Here is a 19,546-nt window from a genome sequence, read left to right on the forward strand (position 1 = left end):
TTAAAAATTAAATATGCTGAACAATCAGTATGTTGTGCTTGTTTTGGCACTATGTTTGCATTTTGTAAGTCGAATTTAAATAAGATGGAATGTTCAATTGTGAAATATATTGCTTGGCTTTTGCTATTTCTCCCCGGTTTTGTACATGCTGAGAATTCGACTGAAATTTCGAATGCGGACTTGAAGCTCATGCTGGATAGTATCTGGGTGGTACTGTGTGGTGTGTTGGTGTTCTTCATGCAGGCAGGATTTGCCTTGATCGAAAGTGGCACGGTACGCAGTAAAAATACCGTCAATGTGTTGATGAAAAATTATATCGATGCCTGTGTAGGTGGGTTGGTATTTTGGCTCATCGGCTTTGGTCTGATGTTTGGGGTGAATCCTACAGGTTGGATCGGACTCAGCCATTTTGCCCCGAACAATATGGATGGCTGGCACTGGACGATGTTGTTTTTCCAAATGATGTTTGCAGCAACCGCAACCACCATTGCCAGTGGCGCCATGGCAGAGCGCATTCACTTTTCGGGTTATATTATTTGCACGGTATTTGTCAGTGCGCTGATTTATCCGATTTTCGGCAGTTGGGCTTGGGGCAGTATGTTTGAGGGCGCAGGCTGGCTGAAATCCATGGGCTTTATCGACTTTGCAGGCTCTACCGTAGTGCATTCGATCGGTGGTTGGGTGGCTTTGGCTGGGGTGATGATTCTCGGACCTCGCTTGGGGCGCTTTGCCCGTGATGGTAAACCACATCATATCCCTGGGCACAATCTGTCTTTGGTGGCGCTCGGTGGTTTTATTTTATGGTTGTCTTGGTTCGGCTTTAATGCAGGCTCTACTGTTGCAGCCGATGTCAGCATCGGCAAAATTGCCTTGAATACACATCTGGCGGCTTGTGCCAGTGCCGTAGCGTATTTGCTGTTGGCGATGCTTCGAGGTAAAGCCATCTTGCTGACCATGACCATTAATGCATCATTGGGCGGTTTAGTGGCGATTACCGCAGGCTGTGCCACGATGTCGCCATTATTTTCGATCTTGACAGGTCTCGTTGCTGGTGTCGTAGTGACATTCTTGCCTGCCATTTTAGAAAAATTCAAAATCGATGATGCGGTTGATGCCTTCACCGTGCATACAGGTTGCGGGATTTGGGGGACGTTGGCGGCAGGATTTTTCTTGGAAAATGATTTGTTTAACCTGTCACAACTCGGTGTGCAGGCGATTGGTGTGTGCGCCGCCGCAGTGTGGGGCTTTGGTTGTGCCTTTGTGATGTTCTGGGTGGTAGATAAAGTCATGGGCGGCTTACGTGTATCGAAGCAACATGAACAACGTGGTTTGGACTATACCGAGCATGCCGAGCTGTCTTATCCAGAGTTTCAGCATGATGTCTTGGCGGATTTGGATGAAATCACCAAGCGTCATTAATCCTGAAATCGCGATCACAGCGAAAACATTTGAATGGTGAAAATGGCGAATGGTCGAGCACCATTTGCCACCAGATTGAAATCGGCGCACCGAAATAGATACATCGAAATAGATACATCGAAATAGATACATCGAAATAGGTACGCCGAAACAAGCACATCGAAATAGGAACTGAAAAATGGGTTGGACTATGACTTTGAGTAATGATCCACGTAGTATCGTGCAACGAATTTTAGCCAAATATTTAGACGGACATGATTTAGAGCAGGCGGTCGAATTATGGCGCTTCCAATACAGTAAAAAACCGCTACAGGAGCTGAACTATTTTGTCTTTGAGATTGCCACCAGCTCGACCCTACGCAATCTGCGCAATGATATTGTGCAGGATTTACAGCAAGGATTAGAGTATTCTGAGATTGATCTCAGTCAAACACTTGCAGTCAAGACGGTGCAAGCCAAACACACGGCAACACAACCTGAGCCAGTCACTCAAGATACGTTAAACCTCGTTGAGGCATCGCATCATCAAGCACTCAATGGACTGTTTCAACAGTTATTGCAGTATTTGAAAGGGCAGAATGAATTGCTTGAAGTGATGCAAGAACATTTGCAAGACTCAGGTATTGATGTGCAATACCAACTGGACTTTCTGCATTATGTGCAAAGTGGTGAAGCGTTATCCCCAGCGTTTTATCAAAAGAAGATACTGAGCCAAATGTTGAATACGCTTTATGCGGTGCTGTGTGACTATTTTGGTCCGATGAAATCAGATCGTTATATGGCGCAAGCGATAGCACAGATTGATCAGCAATATCCTATGGTGATGATCAAGCAGTATCTGTGATGACAAACATGCGATTGTAAACATGTGGCTGTACACAATTGCACATGCAATTTTTTGCTGTATTTCAGCACAACAAAAAAAGCGACGATATTCAGGTGAATTCGTCGCTTTTTGTATGGGGTGTTTTTTGTATAGAAAACCAGACTTAGTGCGTTTGATTAACTAAACTGCTCTGTGACAGCGTCTGTGCGCCATAGGCTTTCAAGATCGTAAAACTTACGTGTGGTCGGTAACATCACGTGTACCACGACAATGCCAAGATCAATCAAAATCCACTCTGCATCACGTTCACCCTCAACCCCGATCGGACGAAAACCCGCTTTTCTCGCTTCGTCGGCAACATTGTCGGCAAGTGCTTTGACATGACGTGTAGATGTGCCACTGGCAATCACGATGGCATCGGATACACTGCTGATGGTTGAAACATCGAATTGAACAATATTTTTTGCTTTGACATCAAGTAATGCGTCTTGCACCACTTGTAAACAATTTTGAATTTGTGAAGATTTGGAAGAGACAGCGTCAACAACATTGTTTGGTGTGGGCGATGGTTCGATATTCATAAGTGCTAAAAAATCCTGAAATTGATTCACTGTCCACTATAAGGGCAATAGATGCAAAAATCAATTCAACTTTTCTGAACAAAAAAACAGCACTTATTCATCATGCTGATAAGCCAGCGATCAACATGATGAATGATTTGTGTTCAAGCGCCTAGATTAAATCTCGTCTTGTGCTGCTTGTATCGCTGTTAAGGCAATAGTAAATACAATGTCATCGACCAGCGCTCCTCGTGACAGATCATTCACAGGTTTATTCAAGCCTTGCAACATTGGCCCTACACTGACCACATTGGCAGCACGCTGTACTGCTTTGTAGGTGGTATTGCCTGTGTTCAAATCAGGAAAAATAAACACATTGGCTTGACCTGCCACTTTGGAGTTTGGCGCTTTTTGTTTGCCGACACTTTCAACCGATGCCGCATCGTATTGAAGTGGACCATCGATTAATAAGTCTGGACGGCGTTGCTTGGCGATTTCAGTTGCTTCACGGACTTTATCCACGTCTGCACCTGTACCTGAATCACCCGTAGAATAACTGATCATGGCAATCCGTGGTTCGATGCCAAAGGCTTGAGCCGAAATAGCAGACTGGATCGCAATCTCTGCCAATTGCTCTGCATTCGGGTCGGGGTTAATTGCACAGTCACCATAAACAAAGACTTCATCAGGCAACAACATAAAGAAAATCGACGACACCAACGAATAATCAGGTGCAGTTTTGATGAGTTGGAATGCAGGGCGAACGGTATTGGCGGTGGTATGAATCGCTCCAGAGACCAAGCCATCGACTTCACCCAGTGCCAACATCATGGTGCCGAGCACCACAGTATCTTCGAGCTGTTGTTTGGCTTGTAGGGCATTGAGTTTGCCTTTGCGGCGTTCCACCATCGGCTCGACATAATTGTCACGGATGCTGTCAGGGTCAATGATTTTCAAATCTTCAGGAATAGTCAATCCTCGAGCTTTTGCGACCTCTTGGACATCTTCAGGTTTCGCCAGCAGGATACACTGTGCAATGCCACGGTTTTGACAGATCACCGCAGCTTGTACGGTACGAGGCTCATCGCCTTCAGGCAAAACAATGGTCTTTTTGGCAGCGATGGACTTCTGTACCAATTCATGACGAAAGGCTGATGGTGAAAGTCGTGTGCGAGTTTGTGTCGTGGTTGTGGTATTAAGCCAATCAAAATCAATGTGGCTTGAGACAAAACGAGTCACTTGCTCGGCACGTGCGGTATCGCTGATCGGGATTTCATTGTCAATATGTTCGATCATTGCCAAAGTTTGTAGGCTATCCATATCGGTGCGCATCACAGGTAAACCTGTGCGGATGACCTTTTGTGACAAGGTCGGAAGGGTCACATCTTGCATTTGGCTATCGGTAAAAATCACCCCAGCCAGTGGAATATCACTCAGCGCTGCAACCCCACATGCCAGTGCCACATCGGTGCGATCGGCAGAAGTCACAATCAATTCACCTGCTTTAAAGCGTTCTAGTTCGTGATCAATACGGCGATGAATTAACGCTGTATTTTGCACTCGGCGCTGTGCGGCATCACCTTCATTGAGCCACTGGGCTTGGATGGCATTGGCAATATCTAAGGTACGAGGCACGCTAAGCGTTGCGCTAAATGGAATCATGCCAATAATCGGTAATTTCGCACTACCAAGGAGGGGTGAAAATTTTTGTAGCTCAGTGGTGAACGTGTTGATTTCATCGGTTAAGCGTAGGCTTTGATCTGTGGTCAGTGGAATTTGTGCGGTATCAGGTGCTAAGCCTTTGGTACGCATAAATAAAATGCCTGCGGTGCGAGTCGAGGCATTGCCACCAAATGGGTTGAGATGATTGTCGATATTATCTGCAGTTTGTTCGGGGTGGTGTAAGTCTGCGCCACTGACCAAGATTACCTGAGCATCCAGCGCTTGTGCCAGCGCAACATTGAGCTGTGAGGTGTAGCTTTGATTCGGATTTGGGACTAAACCTTCAACGATCACCACTTCATGCTCTTTGGCAATTTGACGATGTAGGCTGACGGCTTCTTCTAACAGCTCATCCATCTCGCCGATACTGACCATGTGCTGGGTCTTTTTATAATCAATTGGCGGGACTTGATGGCGCTGGTAGAGCCGAGAAATAATGGTCGACGTGCGACTTTCATTTTTACTTTTTTCTTGCGCAAACGGTTTTAAAAAGTTGGCTTTGACGCCGATGCAGTCAAATGCCTGAATCATCCCTAAACAAGCAGAAGTCAGTCCAACCCCTTCGGCAGTCGGCACCATTAAAAACGTTTTCATGTTCATTTCCTATTTTATTTTCTGTGTAATATTCAGTGTGCGTAGCTTGCTTTGATGTGTGGACTTAGTCTACAGCTTCACCCAAAGCAATATGACGAGTTTCATTGGCAATGCGACCTTCTTCATCGGTTGGGATGACCCAAATCTGTGGCCCTGTACCATCATCAATGCGAATCTCTTGTGCACGTGTGGCATTATTTTCGGCATTCAGACTTAAACCAAAATGTGGTAAAGCCCAGATCACTTTTTCCCGAATAAAGCCTGAGTTTTCACCAATACCGCCCGTAAAGATCAAACCATCCAGCTGAGGCAGGGCACAGCTCATGGCAGCCATGGATTTCGCCAAGCGATAAACGAATACATCGATGGCGATTTGTGCATCTGCATTGCCATGTTCTGCGGCTTCGACAAGCGTGCGCATGTCATTGGATAAGCCTGATAAGCCAAGCAAGCCACTGTCTTTATTCAAGACTTGGTCGATTTTAGCGAGATCCCAGCCGAGATTGATATTCAAGAAATAGTGCAAACTTGGATCGACATCACCGCTACGAGTGCCCATTACTACGCCTTCTAAAGGCGTTAAGCCCATGCTGGTATCAAGACTTTGACCATTCCACACGGCGCAAGTCGAACAGCCATTGCCTAAGTGCGCCACGATCCAGCCCCCTTGATTTTTCTGCCCTGCAAGTGTTGACGCACGTTCACTGACATAAGCGTGACTGGTGCCGTGAAAGCCATAGCGACGGATGCCGTATTGTTGATGTAGCTCACGGGGGAGGGCGTATAGGTAGGCTTTGTTTGGCATAGTTTGGTGAAAGGCAGTATCAAACACAGTCACTTGTGGTAAATCTGGATACAGCTTCATGGTGGCATTGATGCCGATGAGATTGGCAGGATTGTGTAATGGCGCAAGATTGGAGATATTTTGAATGTCTTCAATCACTTGATCGTCAATCAAACGAGCATGCGTCATGGTGCCACCATGTACCACCCGATGACCAATCGCATCAAATTTGAAGTGGCTAATGCGCTGCATCGCCACGGATAACGCTTGTTCATGATCAGCCAAACCCAGTTCGACCACGAATTTTTCTTTGTCTTTGGTGATCCCTGAAATGCGTGCTTGAGGAGTGCCGAGATTTTCAGCCAAACCATAAAGCCGATAGTCATAATCTTGCAAAATCAGCGCATATTTAATAGAAGAGGAACCGCAGTTAATCACGAGAATATTTGACACGAGCACATCCTGAGTTGTTGCCAATTGTTATATCGATTGTTGTTGATGATCGTTATTTACCCGTGCAAAAAAATTGCACAAAAAACGGATATGTTTTTGATCATATAAGGAAATTTTGAGAATAAAAGTGAATTTTGCAAAAAATTGTATATATTCATTTAGCACGATGTTGTATTTAGTCGTTTGTGGTGATGTTTGCTTTGCTCAATCTAAGAATAAAAAAACAGCCCATTGTGAACAATGGGCTGTTGAAGTTTTATTCAGGAGAGTCGGACTTATTGACGAATTTGTCCGTCACCAAATACCACCCATTTTTGCGATGTCAGCCCTTCTAGACCGACTGGGCCACGAGCATGGATTTTGTCAGTGGAAATACCAATTTCAGCGCCTAAACCATATTCAAAACCATCGGCAAATCGTGTTGATGCATTAACCATGACTGAGCTTGAATCGACTTCAGCGATAAACTTACGGGCTTTACTGTAGTTTTCAGTGACAATCGCTTCGGTATGATGTGAGCTGTATTTGTTAATATGCTCAATGGCTTCATCAACATTTGACATCACTTTGATCGCCAAGATTGGTCCGAGATATTCGGTATACCAATCCTCTTCGGTCGCAGCAGTGATATGATCACCCAAGATTTTACGGGTAATTTCACAGCCACGAAGCTCGACATTTTTTTCCGCATAGAGCTCAGCGATACGTGGTAAAAATTCTTCAGCGATAGGTGCATCGACCAGCAAAGTCTCCATCGCATTACATACGCCGTAGCGATGGGTTTTGGCGTTGAGCGCAATCGGCAAGGCTTTGTGCAAGTCCGCTTCTCGTTCTACAAACACATGGCAATTCCCATCCAAATGTTTGATCACAGGAATGCGTGCTTCATTGCTAATGCGTTCAATCAAGCCTTTGCCACCACGAGGTACGATCACATCGACATATTCTGCCATGGTGATCAAATGCCCAACCGCAGCACGATCTGGGGTGTCGATCACTTGGATGGCATGTTCAGGTAGTCCCGCAACTTTCAAACCATGTTGAATGGCTTGGGCAATGGCTTTATTGGACTCGAGTGCTTCTGAGCCACCACGTAGAATAATCGCATTGCCCGACTTGAGCGCCAACGATGCAGCTTCCAAAGTGACGTTTGGGCGAGATTCATAGATCATGCCGATAACGCCAAGCGGTACACGCATTTTACCCAATTGAATGCCTGATGGACGATATGCCAAATCGGTAATGACACCGATCGGATCGGTCAAATTAATTACGTCTTTTAACCCGACCAGCATGGCTTTGAAGCGTGCGGGGGTAAGTTCTAGGCGATCCAATAAAGCGCTATCGAGTTGCTTTTGCTGTCCGTTGTCGACATCCACTTTGTTGGCAGCAAGAATCTTTTGCTGATTGTCCTCTAAAGCAGTATAAATTGCTGATAATGCATTGTTTTTGGCATCAGTCGCAAGGCTTGCCAACTGGCGTGATGCCTGACGTGCTTGCTGACCCACTTGGGTCATATATGCCTGTACTGAATCACTCATAACTTACCTAATGATTTAAAAAAAGAACGCCTTTTTCCTTCGGCTGGTCTGACATTGTACAAAGGTGTGACGCAGAATACAAAGCGCTAAAGTAAGAAATCTTCATGACGCTCGTCAGAAAAGCGAATCCAAACCCGATGAGACTATGTTATAGTGAAATGAAATATAAAACCGCAATCTATTTGTTTAAATAAATATGGATATTTATCAATAGATTATGTGGGTTGAATGCAAACAAAAACAAGCCTAAATTTTTGCTGAGAAAGCATCAATTACAGGGAAACGATGATGCGCTGTGAAGCACGTCAGTCAGGAGGGCGTAATGAATAGTATTGCTAAGGATACGGCAAGCACACAATTAGTAGAAATGATACCCGATGCATTTTTTCAAGAATATCATCGAGATGTATTTAAGCAAGCACCGATCGAATTTTGGCTAGATGGCTGGAAGATTGAATATCTTGCCATTGCCGATCCAAAGACCAAATACAACACGCCGATCATCATTATTGGCGGGGCATTTCAGAACTTTAACTCGTATAAATATTGTGTAGAACAGCTCTTTCAAGCAGGGCCTGTGATTTTGATTGACCTGCCATCGATGGGTTCGAATCAACAAATTTATAACCGCAATACAGGCGCTTCTGCTGCCACTTTGGAGCTGGCAGATTTGTCGTGTATGCTCGGACAGTGGATGGATGCGATGGGCATTCAGAAAATCTCGGTGATGGGCATGTCACTTGGCTCAGTGGTGGCGTCACATTTTGCTGATCAACGTCCAGAACTTGTTGATCGGATGATCCTGATGGGGGTGATGCAAAAGACCCGTCCGAGCTGGCGCATGATCATGGAGGAATCGCTCAAGCTGATGCAAGAAGGGCGGATGCAGGAATTTGGTCAGGCGGTGATTCTATATTTGGTTAATCATGCAAAATTTGATAAAACGAGAATGTCGCCAACCGCAAAGCGTTTGTTTTTCCAACAAATGGCAGAATTTACCGCAACAGAACAACTGCGCTACGAGATCAACTGTAATCGTTTGCTCCGCTTGAAAAATGTACCCATCCCAACTTGCAAAGTATTAGTCGCAGCAGGGCAATATGACAGTTTTACCCTGCCTTTTGAAAATGCACAATTTGCCTTGCAATGCCCGAATATGGAATTTGCCTTGATCGCCAATGCAGACCATGTACCACAACTACAACGTCGCAAAGAAACCATGCAACTGTTTAGCACGTATATGCGTGGCGAGCCGATTCAAGCGTTGGACGGCATTATGCCGATGAGTCGTGCGCAGATGCATTTGATGGAGCGTCGAGGTGAGGAGCGTATTATTGTTCAGCAGCCACACACCATTATGACGCATCGTCATTCTGCGCTTCAGGCGAATGTAAAAATCATCAATGTCAATTTTTTTGGTGTGCTGATCGAGGTGCAAGAGCCGAATAAAACCCAAGAAATTGCACGTTATTCACGGGATATGTCATTGCATCTGCACGATGAGCAAGGTGAATTCACCATTGAGTGCTTGATCTTTGAAATGAAGCAGAATCGTCTGCGCATTCTGTTTAAGCATGGTAGCTTTGATGTGGCAGATCGCTTGTTGCACTATGTGCAAACGCAAAAAGAAGCCTTGCTCAAGCATTAATTTTTACGATGAAAATTTAAAAAGCAGAAATGAAAATTTCTGCTTTTTTTCATATCTAGGTATTCGATTTATCGATCATCGCCTGTACAAACCATACAAAATCACCTAAGTGTTCTGTAACTTCAGTTTTGTCGGGTTGACTTGGTTGCCCAATATAAACTTTGTCATAACCACAATCTTTAAAGAAATCTTTCACTTCCTGTGGTGAAGTGAAGTGAAAACTGAAGGCACTACGAGAAAGAAAACGTAATAGCTGACTACTTTTCCATACCACTTGCGCAAAACGATGATTGACAGGTTCAGGGCAAAGGTCAGTCAAATAATAAAACTTTGGAAAGGTTTTGCCATGATCTGCCAACGTGCCCCAAAGTTGTGCCAACATGGTTTTGCTAAAATAATTCACCAAACCTTCGCTGATAACGACGACAGGTTTATTTCTATCTAATTTTTCAAATAACTGGTTAATTTCAGGGGTAAATAAATCGACTGCCATCACCTCCGCATCAGCTTGTCCTGCTTTGCCGAGCGCATCTTGTTTGGCTTTTGCCATATCGGGTAAATCCACTTCGATGTAGCGAAGTTCAGAGAATTTACGTCGAAAGCTCCAACCACGAGGGGAAAGTCCTGCTGCGATTTCAATGACTTGTATCTCAGGCTGGCTTTCGATGAGTTTTAATAATGCTTGGTCGATCAAGATATGGCGCTGGGTCAGCGTTCTACGAATACTGCCACCGATAAAGCGCTCTGACCATAGCTCAAGCGGATGAAGCAATGTGGTGAGCCATTTGCCTTTTTTGGTGGCGAATGCAGGATGAGAAATCCCCATGTCATACCACATGTAGCCTGTGTAATGCGCAGTAAAAGAGATGTGACGATGTTGTGAAAGCGGTGGTTGGTGCATAGTTGTCTCAGTGTGCAAATCCGATTTGCAAGTAATATTGTTGTTTTATGCCAAGTGACTCAGATAAATATAATATGATGAATACACGATGTTGCTGGCGTCCTTGCCAATGTAATGCTTTTACAGCAATTGTTCAATTTGATTTTTTGCCGTGCGCCACGTTTCGCCGAGCGTGATCGTGTTGTCCATTTTCCATTGTTCTGACTGCGCTTGTGTAGTGTGAAAATCGAGCAACTGACCACGCATACGTTCTAGTCGAGCTTGATTTGGTAGAGCAAGGTTTTGAATCCCTTCTAAGGCAACGCACGCTGCCTGACGGTCATTACAAACCAGTCCCATATCACAGCCTGCTTGCAGGGCTGCCTGAATACGTGCATCTGCGCCACCCGCAACACAAGCCGCTTGCATGGATAGATCATCAGAAAATAGCACGCCATCAAAACCAAGCTGACCACGCAAGATTTCTTGAATCCAAAAAGGTGAGAACCCCGCAGGATTTGGGTCGACATTTTCATAGATCACATGTGCAGGCATGATCGCATCCAATGATGGCATCAGGGCTTTAAAGGTCGTCATATCATGCGCTTCAATCTCGGCAAACGGGCGTGAATCAATTGCCGCAGCAATATGTGAATCTGCTTTGACAGAGCCATGTCCAGGGAAATGTTTCCCCGTAGTTGCCATACCCGCAGATTTCATACCTTGCATAAAGGCTTCAGCAAGCGGAATAATTGCTCGAGGATTCTGGGCAAAAGCACGATCACCGATCACATCACTAATATCATTAATATCCAAAACAGGCGCAAAACTAAAATCAATGCCCACAGCCAGCACTTCAGTTGCCATCAGCCAACCTGATGTTTGAGCGAGGCGAATGGCTTGCTCAGGTTGCTCTAAATATGTATCACCGAGTTTACCCATCGCAGGGAGTGCACTAAAACCGTGTGCTTCTTTTAAGCGACGTACACGACCGCCTTCCTGATCAACCGCAATCAATATCTCAGGGCGGATTTGGCGCATATGATCGGTGAGCGCTCGCACTTGGGCAGGGGACTCGATATTTCTGGCAAATAAAATCATGCCACCCACTTGCGGGGCTTGGAGGAGTTCGACATCTTCTTGTGTGAGTGCGGTGCCTTCAATATCAAGCATCAATGCGCCAATGGTCATGCTGGAGTAATCCTTGCTGTGCGATAAAATAAACTTTGTAAATCATCAGAAAACAATGTAAAAAAACTATGTAAAAAGGAAAAACAATGCAATGATTTTTTACATTTGTGCCGTGGTGAGTATGTTAAAACTAAGTCATTGAAATTTGCAAATCAAGATTGAATTCTTGCGCAATTGAATTTGGCAGTGTTGCGCTGAGTTTGTGTGTCTTTCGATTTGCAAAACATCACGATCCATTGCAAGATAAACCGCAATATGGCTTTGATTCACAGTGTCAATTTTCTTGACCAGTGCTATTGTAAATTGAGTGCAACAGACTGATTATAAAAGACAGCGACGGCAATTCGCCAAGAGGAATACGAATTACATTATGAAACTACAACATCTTGCTTGTGCAGTAGCCCTTGCCACTGGTGGCTTATTTTTTACCCATGTTGTGACCGAAGCGATGGCGGCAACCGAAACTGAGGCAGTTTCTGGTGTGATTCAGCCGACCCAAGAGCAGGCGCTGGTTGCACGTCAGATGGCGACGTTGGTGGATCGTCAGCATTATCTACCGATGCGTTTGGATGAGAAAACCTCACGCCGAATTTTTGACATGTATATCGATAGTCTTGATCCAGATCATGCGATATTACTGCAAAGTGAAGTCGATCAATTGCGCTCAAAGTATGCAGCCACATTTGGGATGGATTTAAAAACAGGCAATTTAAAACCTGCGTATACCATTCACGCCTTATACCGTGAAAAAGTCAAAGCCTATTATGACTTCATGCTGGCAGAGCTGAAAAAACCACAAAATCTAAAACAAAAAAATGCGACCATCAATACGGATCGTGAAGAAGCACCATTTTTTAATACCAAGGCAGAGCAACAAGCTTACTGGAAAAAAGTCATTGTTTCTCAGCTGATTAACCTCACCATTACCAAAGAAGAAGAAGCTGCAAAACAACTGGCTTTGAAAAAGAATCCTGAACTGGCGCAAGGCGAAAATCTGGTGCCACCAGAGGATTTGACCCCTGTAGAAACCTTGACTAAACGCTATACGCGTCAGCTTGAGCGCATTACCCGTCTGAAAAGTGATGATGTATTAGAGCGTACCTTGAATGCCATGTTGGCGACCTATGATCCGCATAGTAATTATTATCCGCCTGTGGATGCGATGGAACTGAATCGTCAGACTACGCTCCAGCTTGAAGGGATTGGCGTGACCATTCGTCCTGAACGTGGCAATGAAGACTATACCAAGATCGAAACCTTGGTCGAAGGTGGTCCAGCCAGTAAAACAGGTCAGGTGCGTTCAGGTGATCGTATTCTTGGTGTAGCACAAGAAGGCGAACCAATGGTCGATGTGGTCGGTTGGTCGAGCCAAGAATTGGTCGGTATCATTCGTGGCAAACGAGGCACCAAAGTTACCTTGAAATTGGTTGCCGCAGGCGCACCGTCTAGCCAAGCACGCTTAGTCACCATTACCCGTGATGTGATCCAAGAAGAAGATTCTGGTCTGCGTTCACGTGTGGTCGAAGTGGATTATCAAGGTAAAAAGCAAAAAATCGGTGTCATCGAGATTCCATCTTTTTACTTAAACTACCGTGCCCGTCGTGAGGGTGGAAATTATCGTAGCGTTTCTGAAGATACTGCCAATGCCTTAACGAGTTTGTCGAAGCAAAAGGTCGCAGGGATTATCATTGATTTGCGGAATAATCCAGGCGGGTCACTGGAAGAAGTGGCGAAAATGCTCGGGCAAGTCATCAAAGATGGCCCAGTGGTGCAAATCCGTGATGGCAATGGTAATGTCAACATCTTTGAAGATACCGATGGTGGCGAGCAACTTTATGGTGGTCCACTTGCAGTGATGGTCAACTTGGCCTCTGCATCTGCCAGTGAAATCTATTCTGCGGCGATTCAGGACTATGGTCGTGGCATCATTATTGGCAGTACCACCACAGGTAAAGGTACAGCGCAGATTCAGCTCGATAGCCTTGCTTATGGTCAGGCGACCTTGACACAGCGTAAGTTCTATCGTGTTACGGGTGGCAGTACGCAAAATAAAGGGGTGATTCCTGACATCAAATTCTTGGATATTTACTTCGAGCAGTTTGGTGAGCGAGAGTCGAAGAATCCATTGCAGTGGGATACCATCCCAACCGCAGCCTTTAAACGTGAAGGCGTGATTCAGCCGTATATTCAACAACTGCAAAAAGCCTCTGATCAGCGCCGTGCTGCCGATCCACAGTTCCAATATCTCGATACTTATGTCGGCTTGGCGAAGCACACTGCAGATGAAAAAGTGCTGTCCTTAGACATCGATACCCGTAAAGCGGAAATTCAAACCCTTGAAGCGAAAACCCTGCAAGCGGAAAATCGTCGTCGCCAAGAAACTGGACTTGCGCCGTATCCAAACTGGGAAAGCTATCAAGCTGCTATCGATGCACGCAGTGAAGCACGTGCCAAGATGAAAGAGTCGAAACGCCCACCGCTTCCAGAGGAAGAGGCTTTTGTCACTGAATCAGCCAAGATTTTACTTGAACTAACCAGCTTACAAAAAACAGGTACTAAATAAGAATACACAAAATGCCCTGATGATTCGGGGCATTTTTTTTGCGCATTATTTTTTCTGATGTCTTTGGATGATCGGTGGATTTTGACGATGAAAAGATGTTATCGGCGCAATCATCGGTCTGGTTTTGATGCTGAAATGCAACGAATATCGCAAATTGGTAGAAAAAAACTTGCGTTTTAATATAGGCTTGTGCAACGCTATGGCGGCATATGAGGTGAAACATGACGACTGACTATACCGTTTACGTGGTTGTAGGCTTAATTATTTTATTTTTATTGGGGTCCATTTTTGGTCTAAAAGTCAGCCCTAGAGAAAAAGCATTAGGACAATTACGTGAGCGTGCGCGCAAGATGAGTTTGCATCCACGTCTGATTCCTGCACCAGAGTGGACGGGGATTCCAAAGGCTTCCGAAACTCGTGCCAGTATGGTGGCGTACTACAGTATTTTGGTGCCAGAGGGCAAATTTCCGCTACTTCGGATGAAAGTAAAGGATCAAACCCTTGAAGTCGTGCAAGGTGACCCAAAATTGAATGGGCAAGCGATCGATTTAAAAGGGATTTATGCCATCGATATGCAGGCGAATTGTGTTGGGGCATATTGGGATGAATCTGCCGACTATACAGGCGAGCAGCTTGAGGCGTTGAAGGGCTATCTACAACAGCTCGCAGCGCAGGCAAGCTAAGATTTTTTGCATTTGGTTTTAAGTTTTTACGTTTCGCTTTAACATTTGGCGTAGACAGTTTAAGTTTTATATTACTCCTTTATTAGATTGAGGACATTGACGAATTATGGCGAGCACAGCGAAATCCACTTCAGCGAGCAAATCTGCAACAAGTGGGGCAAAAGGACGTTCACTGGTCATTGTGGAATCTCCTGCTAAAGCCAAAACCATTAATAAATATTTAGGCTCGAACTTTATCGTCAAGTCATCGGTCGGTCACGTGCGTGATCTACCCACTGGTGCGAGCAAATCTAATGAGAAAAAAACTGCCGAGAAGAAAACCACTCGAGCAAAACAAACCCCAGAAGAAAAAGCACTCAAGGCGCAATCTGCATTGGTCAAGCGCATGGGCGTTGATCCTGAGCATGACTGGATTGCGCAATATGAAGTGTTGCCAGGTAAAGAAAACGTCGTCGCTGACCTGAAAAAGCTCGCCAAAGATGCCGATGCGATCTATCTCGCAACGGATTTGGATAGAGAAGGAGAAGCGATTGCGTGGCATCTCAAAGAAGTCATCGGTGGTGATGATAGTCGCTACCATCGTGTGGTATTTAACGAAATTACCAAGAATGCGATTCAAGAAGCCTTTAAAGTCCCAACACGCTTAGATACCAACCGGGTCAATGCACAGCAAGCACGTCGTTTCCTCGATCGTGTGGTCGGTTTTATGGTGTCACCATTACTATGGGAAAAAGTCGCGCGTGGCTTATCCGCAGGGCGTGTACAGTCTGTGGCGGTCAAGCTCGTGGTACAGCGTGAACGTGAGATTCGTGCTTTCGTCCCTGAAGAATATTGGCAAATCTTTGCAGATACCTTACGCAAGAAAGATGATATTCGCCTCGAAGCGGTGAAGCAAAATGGCAAAACTTTAAAACTGCAAAATAAACAGCAAACCGATGCGGTTTTAGAGGTTTTAAAAAATGCTGAATTCAAAGTCAGCAATCGTGAAGATAAGCCGACTCGAGTCAATCCAAGCGCACCATATATCACCTCGACGTTACAACAAGCGGCGAGTACTCGTCTTGGTTTTTCCGTGAAAAAAACCATGATGATGGCACAGCGACTTTATGAAGCGGGCTTCATCACCTATATGCGTACCGACTCGACGTTCTTGAGTGATGATGCGGTGAATATGGTACGCACTCATATTGAGCATAGTTACGGTGAAAAATATCTACCTGCCAAGCCAAATCGTTATGGCAACAAAGCAGGCGCACAAGAAGCCCATGAAGCGATCCGTCCATCGAATGTGGCGTTTGTTGGGTCAGATTTGACAGCGATGGAGCGTGATGCACAGCGTCTTTATGACCTGATTTGGCGTCAGTTCGTGGCGTGTCAGATGACGCCAGCGGAATATTTATCATCAACACTTTTGGTCGATGCCAATGGTGTTGAACTCAAAGCCAAAGGGCGTACCTTAGTTTTTGATGGTTTTACCAAAGTCCGTGGTCAGAATAAATCTGATGATGATGTGCTATTGCCTGCGGTAAAAGTCGGTGAAGTTTTAGACTTACAAAAACTCGATCCATCACAGCACTTTACTAAACCGCCTGCACGCTTTACCGAAGCGTCATTGGTCAAAGAGCTGGAAAAACGTGGCATTGGTCGCCCATCGACGTATGCAGCGATTATTTCCACCATTCAAGATCGGGGTTATGTGAAGCTGGAAAATCGCCGTCTGTTCGCTGAGAAAATGGGCGAGATCGTCACCGATCGCTTGGATGAAAGTTTTAATAATTTGATGAATTATGACTTTACCGCAGACTTAGAAGGTCAGCTTGACCGAGTGGCGGTGGGTGAGCGCAATTGGAAAGAGCTGTTAGATAGCTTCTACGGTGATTTTAAACAGCGTCTGAATACCGCAGCTAGTGAGCAAGGTATGCGTCGTAATGAGCCTGTGGAAGTGCCTGATGTGCATTGTCCGACTTGTGATCGTCCGATGCAGATTCGCACTGGGACGACAGGTGTGTTCTTGGGTTGTTCGGGTTATAACTTGCCACCGAAAGAGCGTTGTAAAGGCACGGTCAATCTAGCGCCAGTAGAATCCTTAGCGGTACTGTCTGATGATGATAATGCCGAAACCGAAGACTTACGTGCCAAAAAACGTTGTCCGATCTGTGAAACGGCGATGGACAGCTATATTCTCGATGGCGGACGCAAGCTCCATATCTGCGGGAACAATCCTGACTGTGCAGGCTATGAAGTCGAAACTGGCGAATTCAAAGTCAAAGGCTATGATGGTCCGACCATTCCATGTGATAAATGCGATGCAGAAATGCAATTTAAAACAGGGCGTTTTGGACCATACTTTGCCTGCACCAACTGCGACAATACCCGTAAAGTCTTGAAAAATGGGCAACCTGCACCGCCACGTGCCGATCCGATCAAGATGGAAAACTTACGCTCGACCAAACACGATGATTTCTTTGTGTTACGTGATGGTGCGGCGGGGCTATTTTTGGCGGCAAGTAAATTTCCGAAAATCCGTGAAACTCGTACGCCGAAAGTCGCCGAAATCCGTATGGTTGCCGATCAACTCGATGAAAAATTTAAGTATTTGCTGAAAGCACCTGATACTGACCCAGAAGGTAATGCCAGTATCATTAAATTTAGCCGTAAAAACCAAGCGCAATATATCGCTTCGGAAACTGCAGACGGTAAAGCAACTAAATGGTCGCTGATCTATCAAGATGGCAAATGGGTTGAAGGGAAGTGATTGGTCGAGAAGCTGAATATGTCTGCAAATGTAATTAACGCAATGCTCAATCTGATTGAGCATCCAATTACCGATTTACAGTCAAATTATGTAGCCAAAAATCGTGCAAATGGTATGGGCGAAGCCTTAGAGCGTTATGTGCAAGATTTATTCATCAATGGCTTTAACTTGGATGAAATGACTCGTTTAAAACGCATCGAAGAACATTTTTCATATATCGGAAATGATAGCAATCCGCCTGATGCCATGCTCAAAGGTGGTGATGCGATCGAAATCAAGAAAACTGAAAGTAGAAATGCAGATATTGCGCTCAATTCGAGTTATCCAAAAGCGAAGTTGAATATTGATCACCCAATGCTTACGGCAGGCTGTAAAGTTGCCGAATCTTGGCATGAGAAAGATATGCTCTATGCAATTGGAACAGTGGCTAAAAATACCTTGGAGTCCTTGGTTTTTGTATACGGTGAAGATTACGCTGCTGACGAAGCGACGTATCAAGCAGTGAAAACACGTATAAAACAAGGTGTCGAAACGATTGAAGGTATAGAGTTTACGCCGACCAAAGAATTGGGAAAAATTAACCGTATTGATCCGCTTGGAATCACGTATTTACGAGTAAGAGGAATGTGGGGTATTCAAAATCCCTACAAAGTATTCAACTATGTATATCAGCGTGATTTCTCGAATAAGTTTAACTTTATGGCTGTGATTAATGCAGAAAAATGGTCATCATTTGAGAACACAGAACAGCTTGTCACATTGATCAAAAACACTGCGAATGCTAGCATTACTGATATTGAAATTAAGTGTCCAAATAATCCAGCGAGATTAAAACCTGCAAAGCTCATTAGCTTTTTCATTTAGAGGTCTAAAAATGAAACCAACGATTATCAGCTTGTTTTCTGGTGCTGGTGGCATGGATTTAGGCTTTCAGAAGGCTGGCTTTGAGATTATTCTGGCAAATGAATACGATAAAAGTATTTGGGCAACCTATGAAAAAAATCATAAAGCGCCTTTGTTAAAAGGCGATATTCGTTCTTTTGCTGATGAGGATTTCCCACAAAATTGTGATGGGATCATTGGTGGACCACCTTGTCAAAGTTGGAGTGAAGCAGGCTCCTTGCGTGGGATTGATGACGAGCGAGGACAATTATTTTTTGAGTACATTCGTATTCTAAAAGCAAAACAGCCTAAATTTTTCGTTGCGGAAAATGTATCAGGCATGTTGGCTCAAAGACATAGCCAAGCTGTGAAAAATATTATTGAATTATTTGAAGACGCTGGTTATACGGTGTTTATTCAGATGCTAGATGCTTTTGATTATGGTGTACCACAAACTAGAAAACGAGTTTTCTATGTTGGCTTTCGTAATGATTTAGACATTGATCAATTTGAATTTCCAAATGCTTTGCCGAAAGAGGAGAAGTTAACCTTAGCGCAAGCAATATCTGATTTAAAAGATAATGCACTGAGTGCAAAAGAAAAAAACAAAACCAATGGTGCAGAATGTCAAATACTAAACCATGAGTATTTTACAGGCAGTTATTCAACGATCTACATGAGCCGAAATCGGGTAAGAACGTGGGACGAACCATCCTTTACCATTCAAGCAAGTGGTAGACAAGCGCCTCAGCATCCGCAAGCGCCTAAAATGGTCAAGGTTGGCGTGGATAAATTCGAGTTTGTTCACGGACAGGAAAGTTTATATCGCAGACTTTCTGTGCGAGAGTGTGCACGTATACAAGGTTTTCCTGATGATTTTGAGTTTGTTTATGATGCTTTGAATGATGCCTATAAGATGATAGGGAATGCTGTGCCAGTCGGTTTGGCTCATGCGGTCGCCACGCAAATTTATCAATCTTTATATTCGTCTAGTACGGCTCAAAAGGCGACACAATTGATTTTAGACTATGCGTAGTCAAACCTC

Annotated in this window: 14 protein-coding genes; 8 read left to right on the forward strand and 6 right to left on the reverse strand. The window is 44.6% G+C overall.

All coding sequences use genetic code 11. The features are described from left to right. Positions 1–99 precede the first annotated feature (99 nt). Positions 100–1,419, forward strand: a complete 1,320-nt coding sequence (locus BLQ60_RS08910) for an ammonium transporter (RefSeq protein ID WP_378235216.1) — start codon at positions 100–102, stop codon at positions 1,417–1,419. Positions 1,420–1,597: 178 nt separating this feature from the next. After that, complete coding sequence (locus BLQ60_RS08915) at positions 1,598–2,263, forward strand: hypothetical protein (RefSeq protein ID WP_092619084.1); 666 nt, start codon at positions 1,598–1,600, stop codon at positions 2,261–2,263. A 158-nt stretch (positions 2,264–2,421) separates the two neighbouring features. Here BLQ60_RS08915 and rsfS read toward each other — a convergent pair whose 3' ends face one another. From rsfS to BLQ60_RS08935, 4 genes are all read right to left on the reverse strand, one after another. Then, positions 2,422–2,826 (reverse strand): ribosome silencing factor, encoded by a 405-nt coding sequence (gene rsfS, locus BLQ60_RS08920; protein WP_092619087.1) that lies wholly within the window; start codon positions 2,824–2,826, stop codon positions 2,422–2,424. 156 nt (positions 2,827–2,982) lie between these two features. Continuing rightward, the gene (gene pta / locus BLQ60_RS08925; RefSeq protein WP_092619091.1) at positions 2,983–5,121 is read right to left on the reverse strand and encodes a phosphate acetyltransferase; all 2,139 of its coding nucleotides are present in this window, start codon (positions 5,119–5,121) and stop codon (positions 2,983–2,985) included. 64 nt (positions 5,122–5,185) lie between these two features. Then, positions 5,186–6,364: an acetate/propionate family kinase gene (locus tag BLQ60_RS08930; protein ID WP_092619094.1), complete on the reverse strand. Its 1,179-nt coding sequence runs from the start codon at positions 6,362–6,364 to the stop codon at positions 5,186–5,188. 269 nt (positions 6,365–6,633) lie between these two features. Further along, complete coding sequence (locus BLQ60_RS08935; protein ID WP_092619097.1) at positions 6,634–7,899, reverse strand: glutamate-5-semialdehyde dehydrogenase; 1,266 nt, start codon at positions 7,897–7,899, stop codon at positions 6,634–6,636. Between the two features lie 322 nt (positions 7,900–8,221). On the opposite strand from BLQ60_RS08935, the gene BLQ60_RS08940 reads away from it, so the two are divergent. Beyond that, a complete protein-coding gene (locus BLQ60_RS08940) occupies positions 8,222–9,547 on the forward strand; it encodes an alpha/beta fold hydrolase (RefSeq protein WP_092619100.1) in 1,326 nt (441 codons plus the stop codon). 55 nt (positions 9,548–9,602) lie between these two features. Here the strand turns inward: BLQ60_RS08940 and BLQ60_RS08945 are convergent, their stop codons facing one another. Both BLQ60_RS08945 and nagZ read right to left on the reverse strand, forming a co-directional pair. Next, on the reverse strand, positions 9,603–10,448 hold the full coding sequence (locus BLQ60_RS08945; protein WP_092619103.1) for a class I SAM-dependent methyltransferase: 846 nt from the start codon (positions 10,446–10,448) through the stop codon (positions 9,603–9,605). A gap of 120 nt (positions 10,449–10,568) precedes the next feature. Then, entirely contained in the window at positions 10,569–11,618 is a 1,050-nt protein-coding gene (nagZ, locus tag BLQ60_RS08950) for a beta-N-acetylhexosaminidase (RefSeq protein ID WP_092619106.1), read from the reverse strand. 370 nt (positions 11,619–11,988) lie between these two features. On the opposite strand from nagZ, the gene BLQ60_RS08955 reads away from it, so the two are divergent. The 5 genes from BLQ60_RS08955 to BLQ60_RS08980 all read left to right on the forward strand — a co-directional run bounded on the left by BLQ60_RS08955 (position 11,989) and on the right by BLQ60_RS08980 (position 19,537). Beyond that, positions 11,989–14,181: a carboxy terminal-processing peptidase gene (locus BLQ60_RS08955; RefSeq protein ID WP_092619109.1), complete on the forward strand. Its 2,193-nt coding sequence runs from the start codon at positions 11,989–11,991 to the stop codon at positions 14,179–14,181. A gap of 221 nt (positions 14,182–14,402) precedes the next feature. After that, on the forward strand, positions 14,403–14,864 hold the full coding sequence (locus tag BLQ60_RS08965) for a hypothetical protein (RefSeq protein WP_092619117.1): 462 nt from the start codon (positions 14,403–14,405) through the stop codon (positions 14,862–14,864). A 106-nt stretch (positions 14,865–14,970) separates the two neighbouring features. Then, on the forward strand, positions 14,971–17,619 hold the full coding sequence (gene topA, locus BLQ60_RS08970; RefSeq protein ID WP_092619121.1) for a type I DNA topoisomerase: 2,649 nt from the start codon (positions 14,971–14,973) through the stop codon (positions 17,617–17,619). Between the two features lie 18 nt (positions 17,620–17,637). Then, on the forward strand, positions 17,638–18,483 hold the full coding sequence (locus BLQ60_RS08975; protein ID WP_092619124.1) for an NgoPII family restriction endonuclease: 846 nt from the start codon (positions 17,638–17,640) through the stop codon (positions 18,481–18,483). A 10-nt stretch (positions 18,484–18,493) separates the two neighbouring features. Then, a complete protein-coding gene (locus tag BLQ60_RS08980; protein WP_092619127.1) occupies positions 18,494–19,537 on the forward strand; it encodes a DNA cytosine methyltransferase in 1,044 nt (347 codons plus the stop codon). Positions 19,538–19,546 lie beyond the last annotated feature (9 nt).

Source organism: Acinetobacter marinus (assembly GCF_900096915.1).
GTDB lineage: Bacteria > Pseudomonadota > Gammaproteobacteria > Pseudomonadales > Moraxellaceae > Acinetobacter > Acinetobacter marinus.

Coding starts and splice junctions, on each gene's coding strand:
- BLQ60_RS08980 (WP_092619127.1), top strand. CDS start 18,494: ATGAAACCAACGATTATCAGCTTGTTTTCTGGTGCTGGTGGCATGGAT.
- BLQ60_RS08945 (WP_092619103.1), bottom strand. CDS start 10,448: ATGCACCAACCACCGCTTTCACAACATCGTCACATCTCTTTTACTGCG.
- BLQ60_RS08940 (WP_092619100.1), top strand. CDS start 8,222: ATGAATAGTATTGCTAAGGATACGGCAAGCACACAATTAGTAGAAATG.
- BLQ60_RS08955 (WP_092619109.1), top strand. CDS start 11,989: ATGAAACTACAACATCTTGCTTGTGCAGTAGCCCTTGCCACTGGTGGC.
- BLQ60_RS08935 (WP_092619097.1), bottom strand. CDS start 7,899: ATGAGTGATTCAGTACAGGCATATATGACCCAAGTGGGTCAGCAAGCA.
- nagZ (WP_092619106.1), bottom strand. CDS start 11,618: ATGACCATTGGCGCATTGATGCTTGATATTGAAGGCACCGCACTCACA.
- rsfS (WP_092619087.1), bottom strand. CDS start 2,826: ATGAATATCGAACCATCGCCCACACCAAACAATGTTGTTGACGCTGTC.
- pta (WP_092619091.1), bottom strand. CDS start 5,121: ATGAAAACGTTTTTAATGGTGCCGACTGCCGAAGGGGTTGGACTGACT.
- BLQ60_RS08965 (WP_092619117.1), top strand. CDS start 14,403: ATGACGACTGACTATACCGTTTACGTGGTTGTAGGCTTAATTATTTTA.
- BLQ60_RS08915 (WP_092619084.1), top strand. CDS start 1,598: ATGGGTTGGACTATGACTTTGAGTAATGATCCACGTAGTATCGTGCAA.
- BLQ60_RS08975 (WP_092619124.1), top strand. CDS start 17,638: ATGTCTGCAAATGTAATTAACGCAATGCTCAATCTGATTGAGCATCCA.
- topA (WP_092619121.1), top strand. CDS start 14,971: ATGGCGAGCACAGCGAAATCCACTTCAGCGAGCAAATCTGCAACAAGT.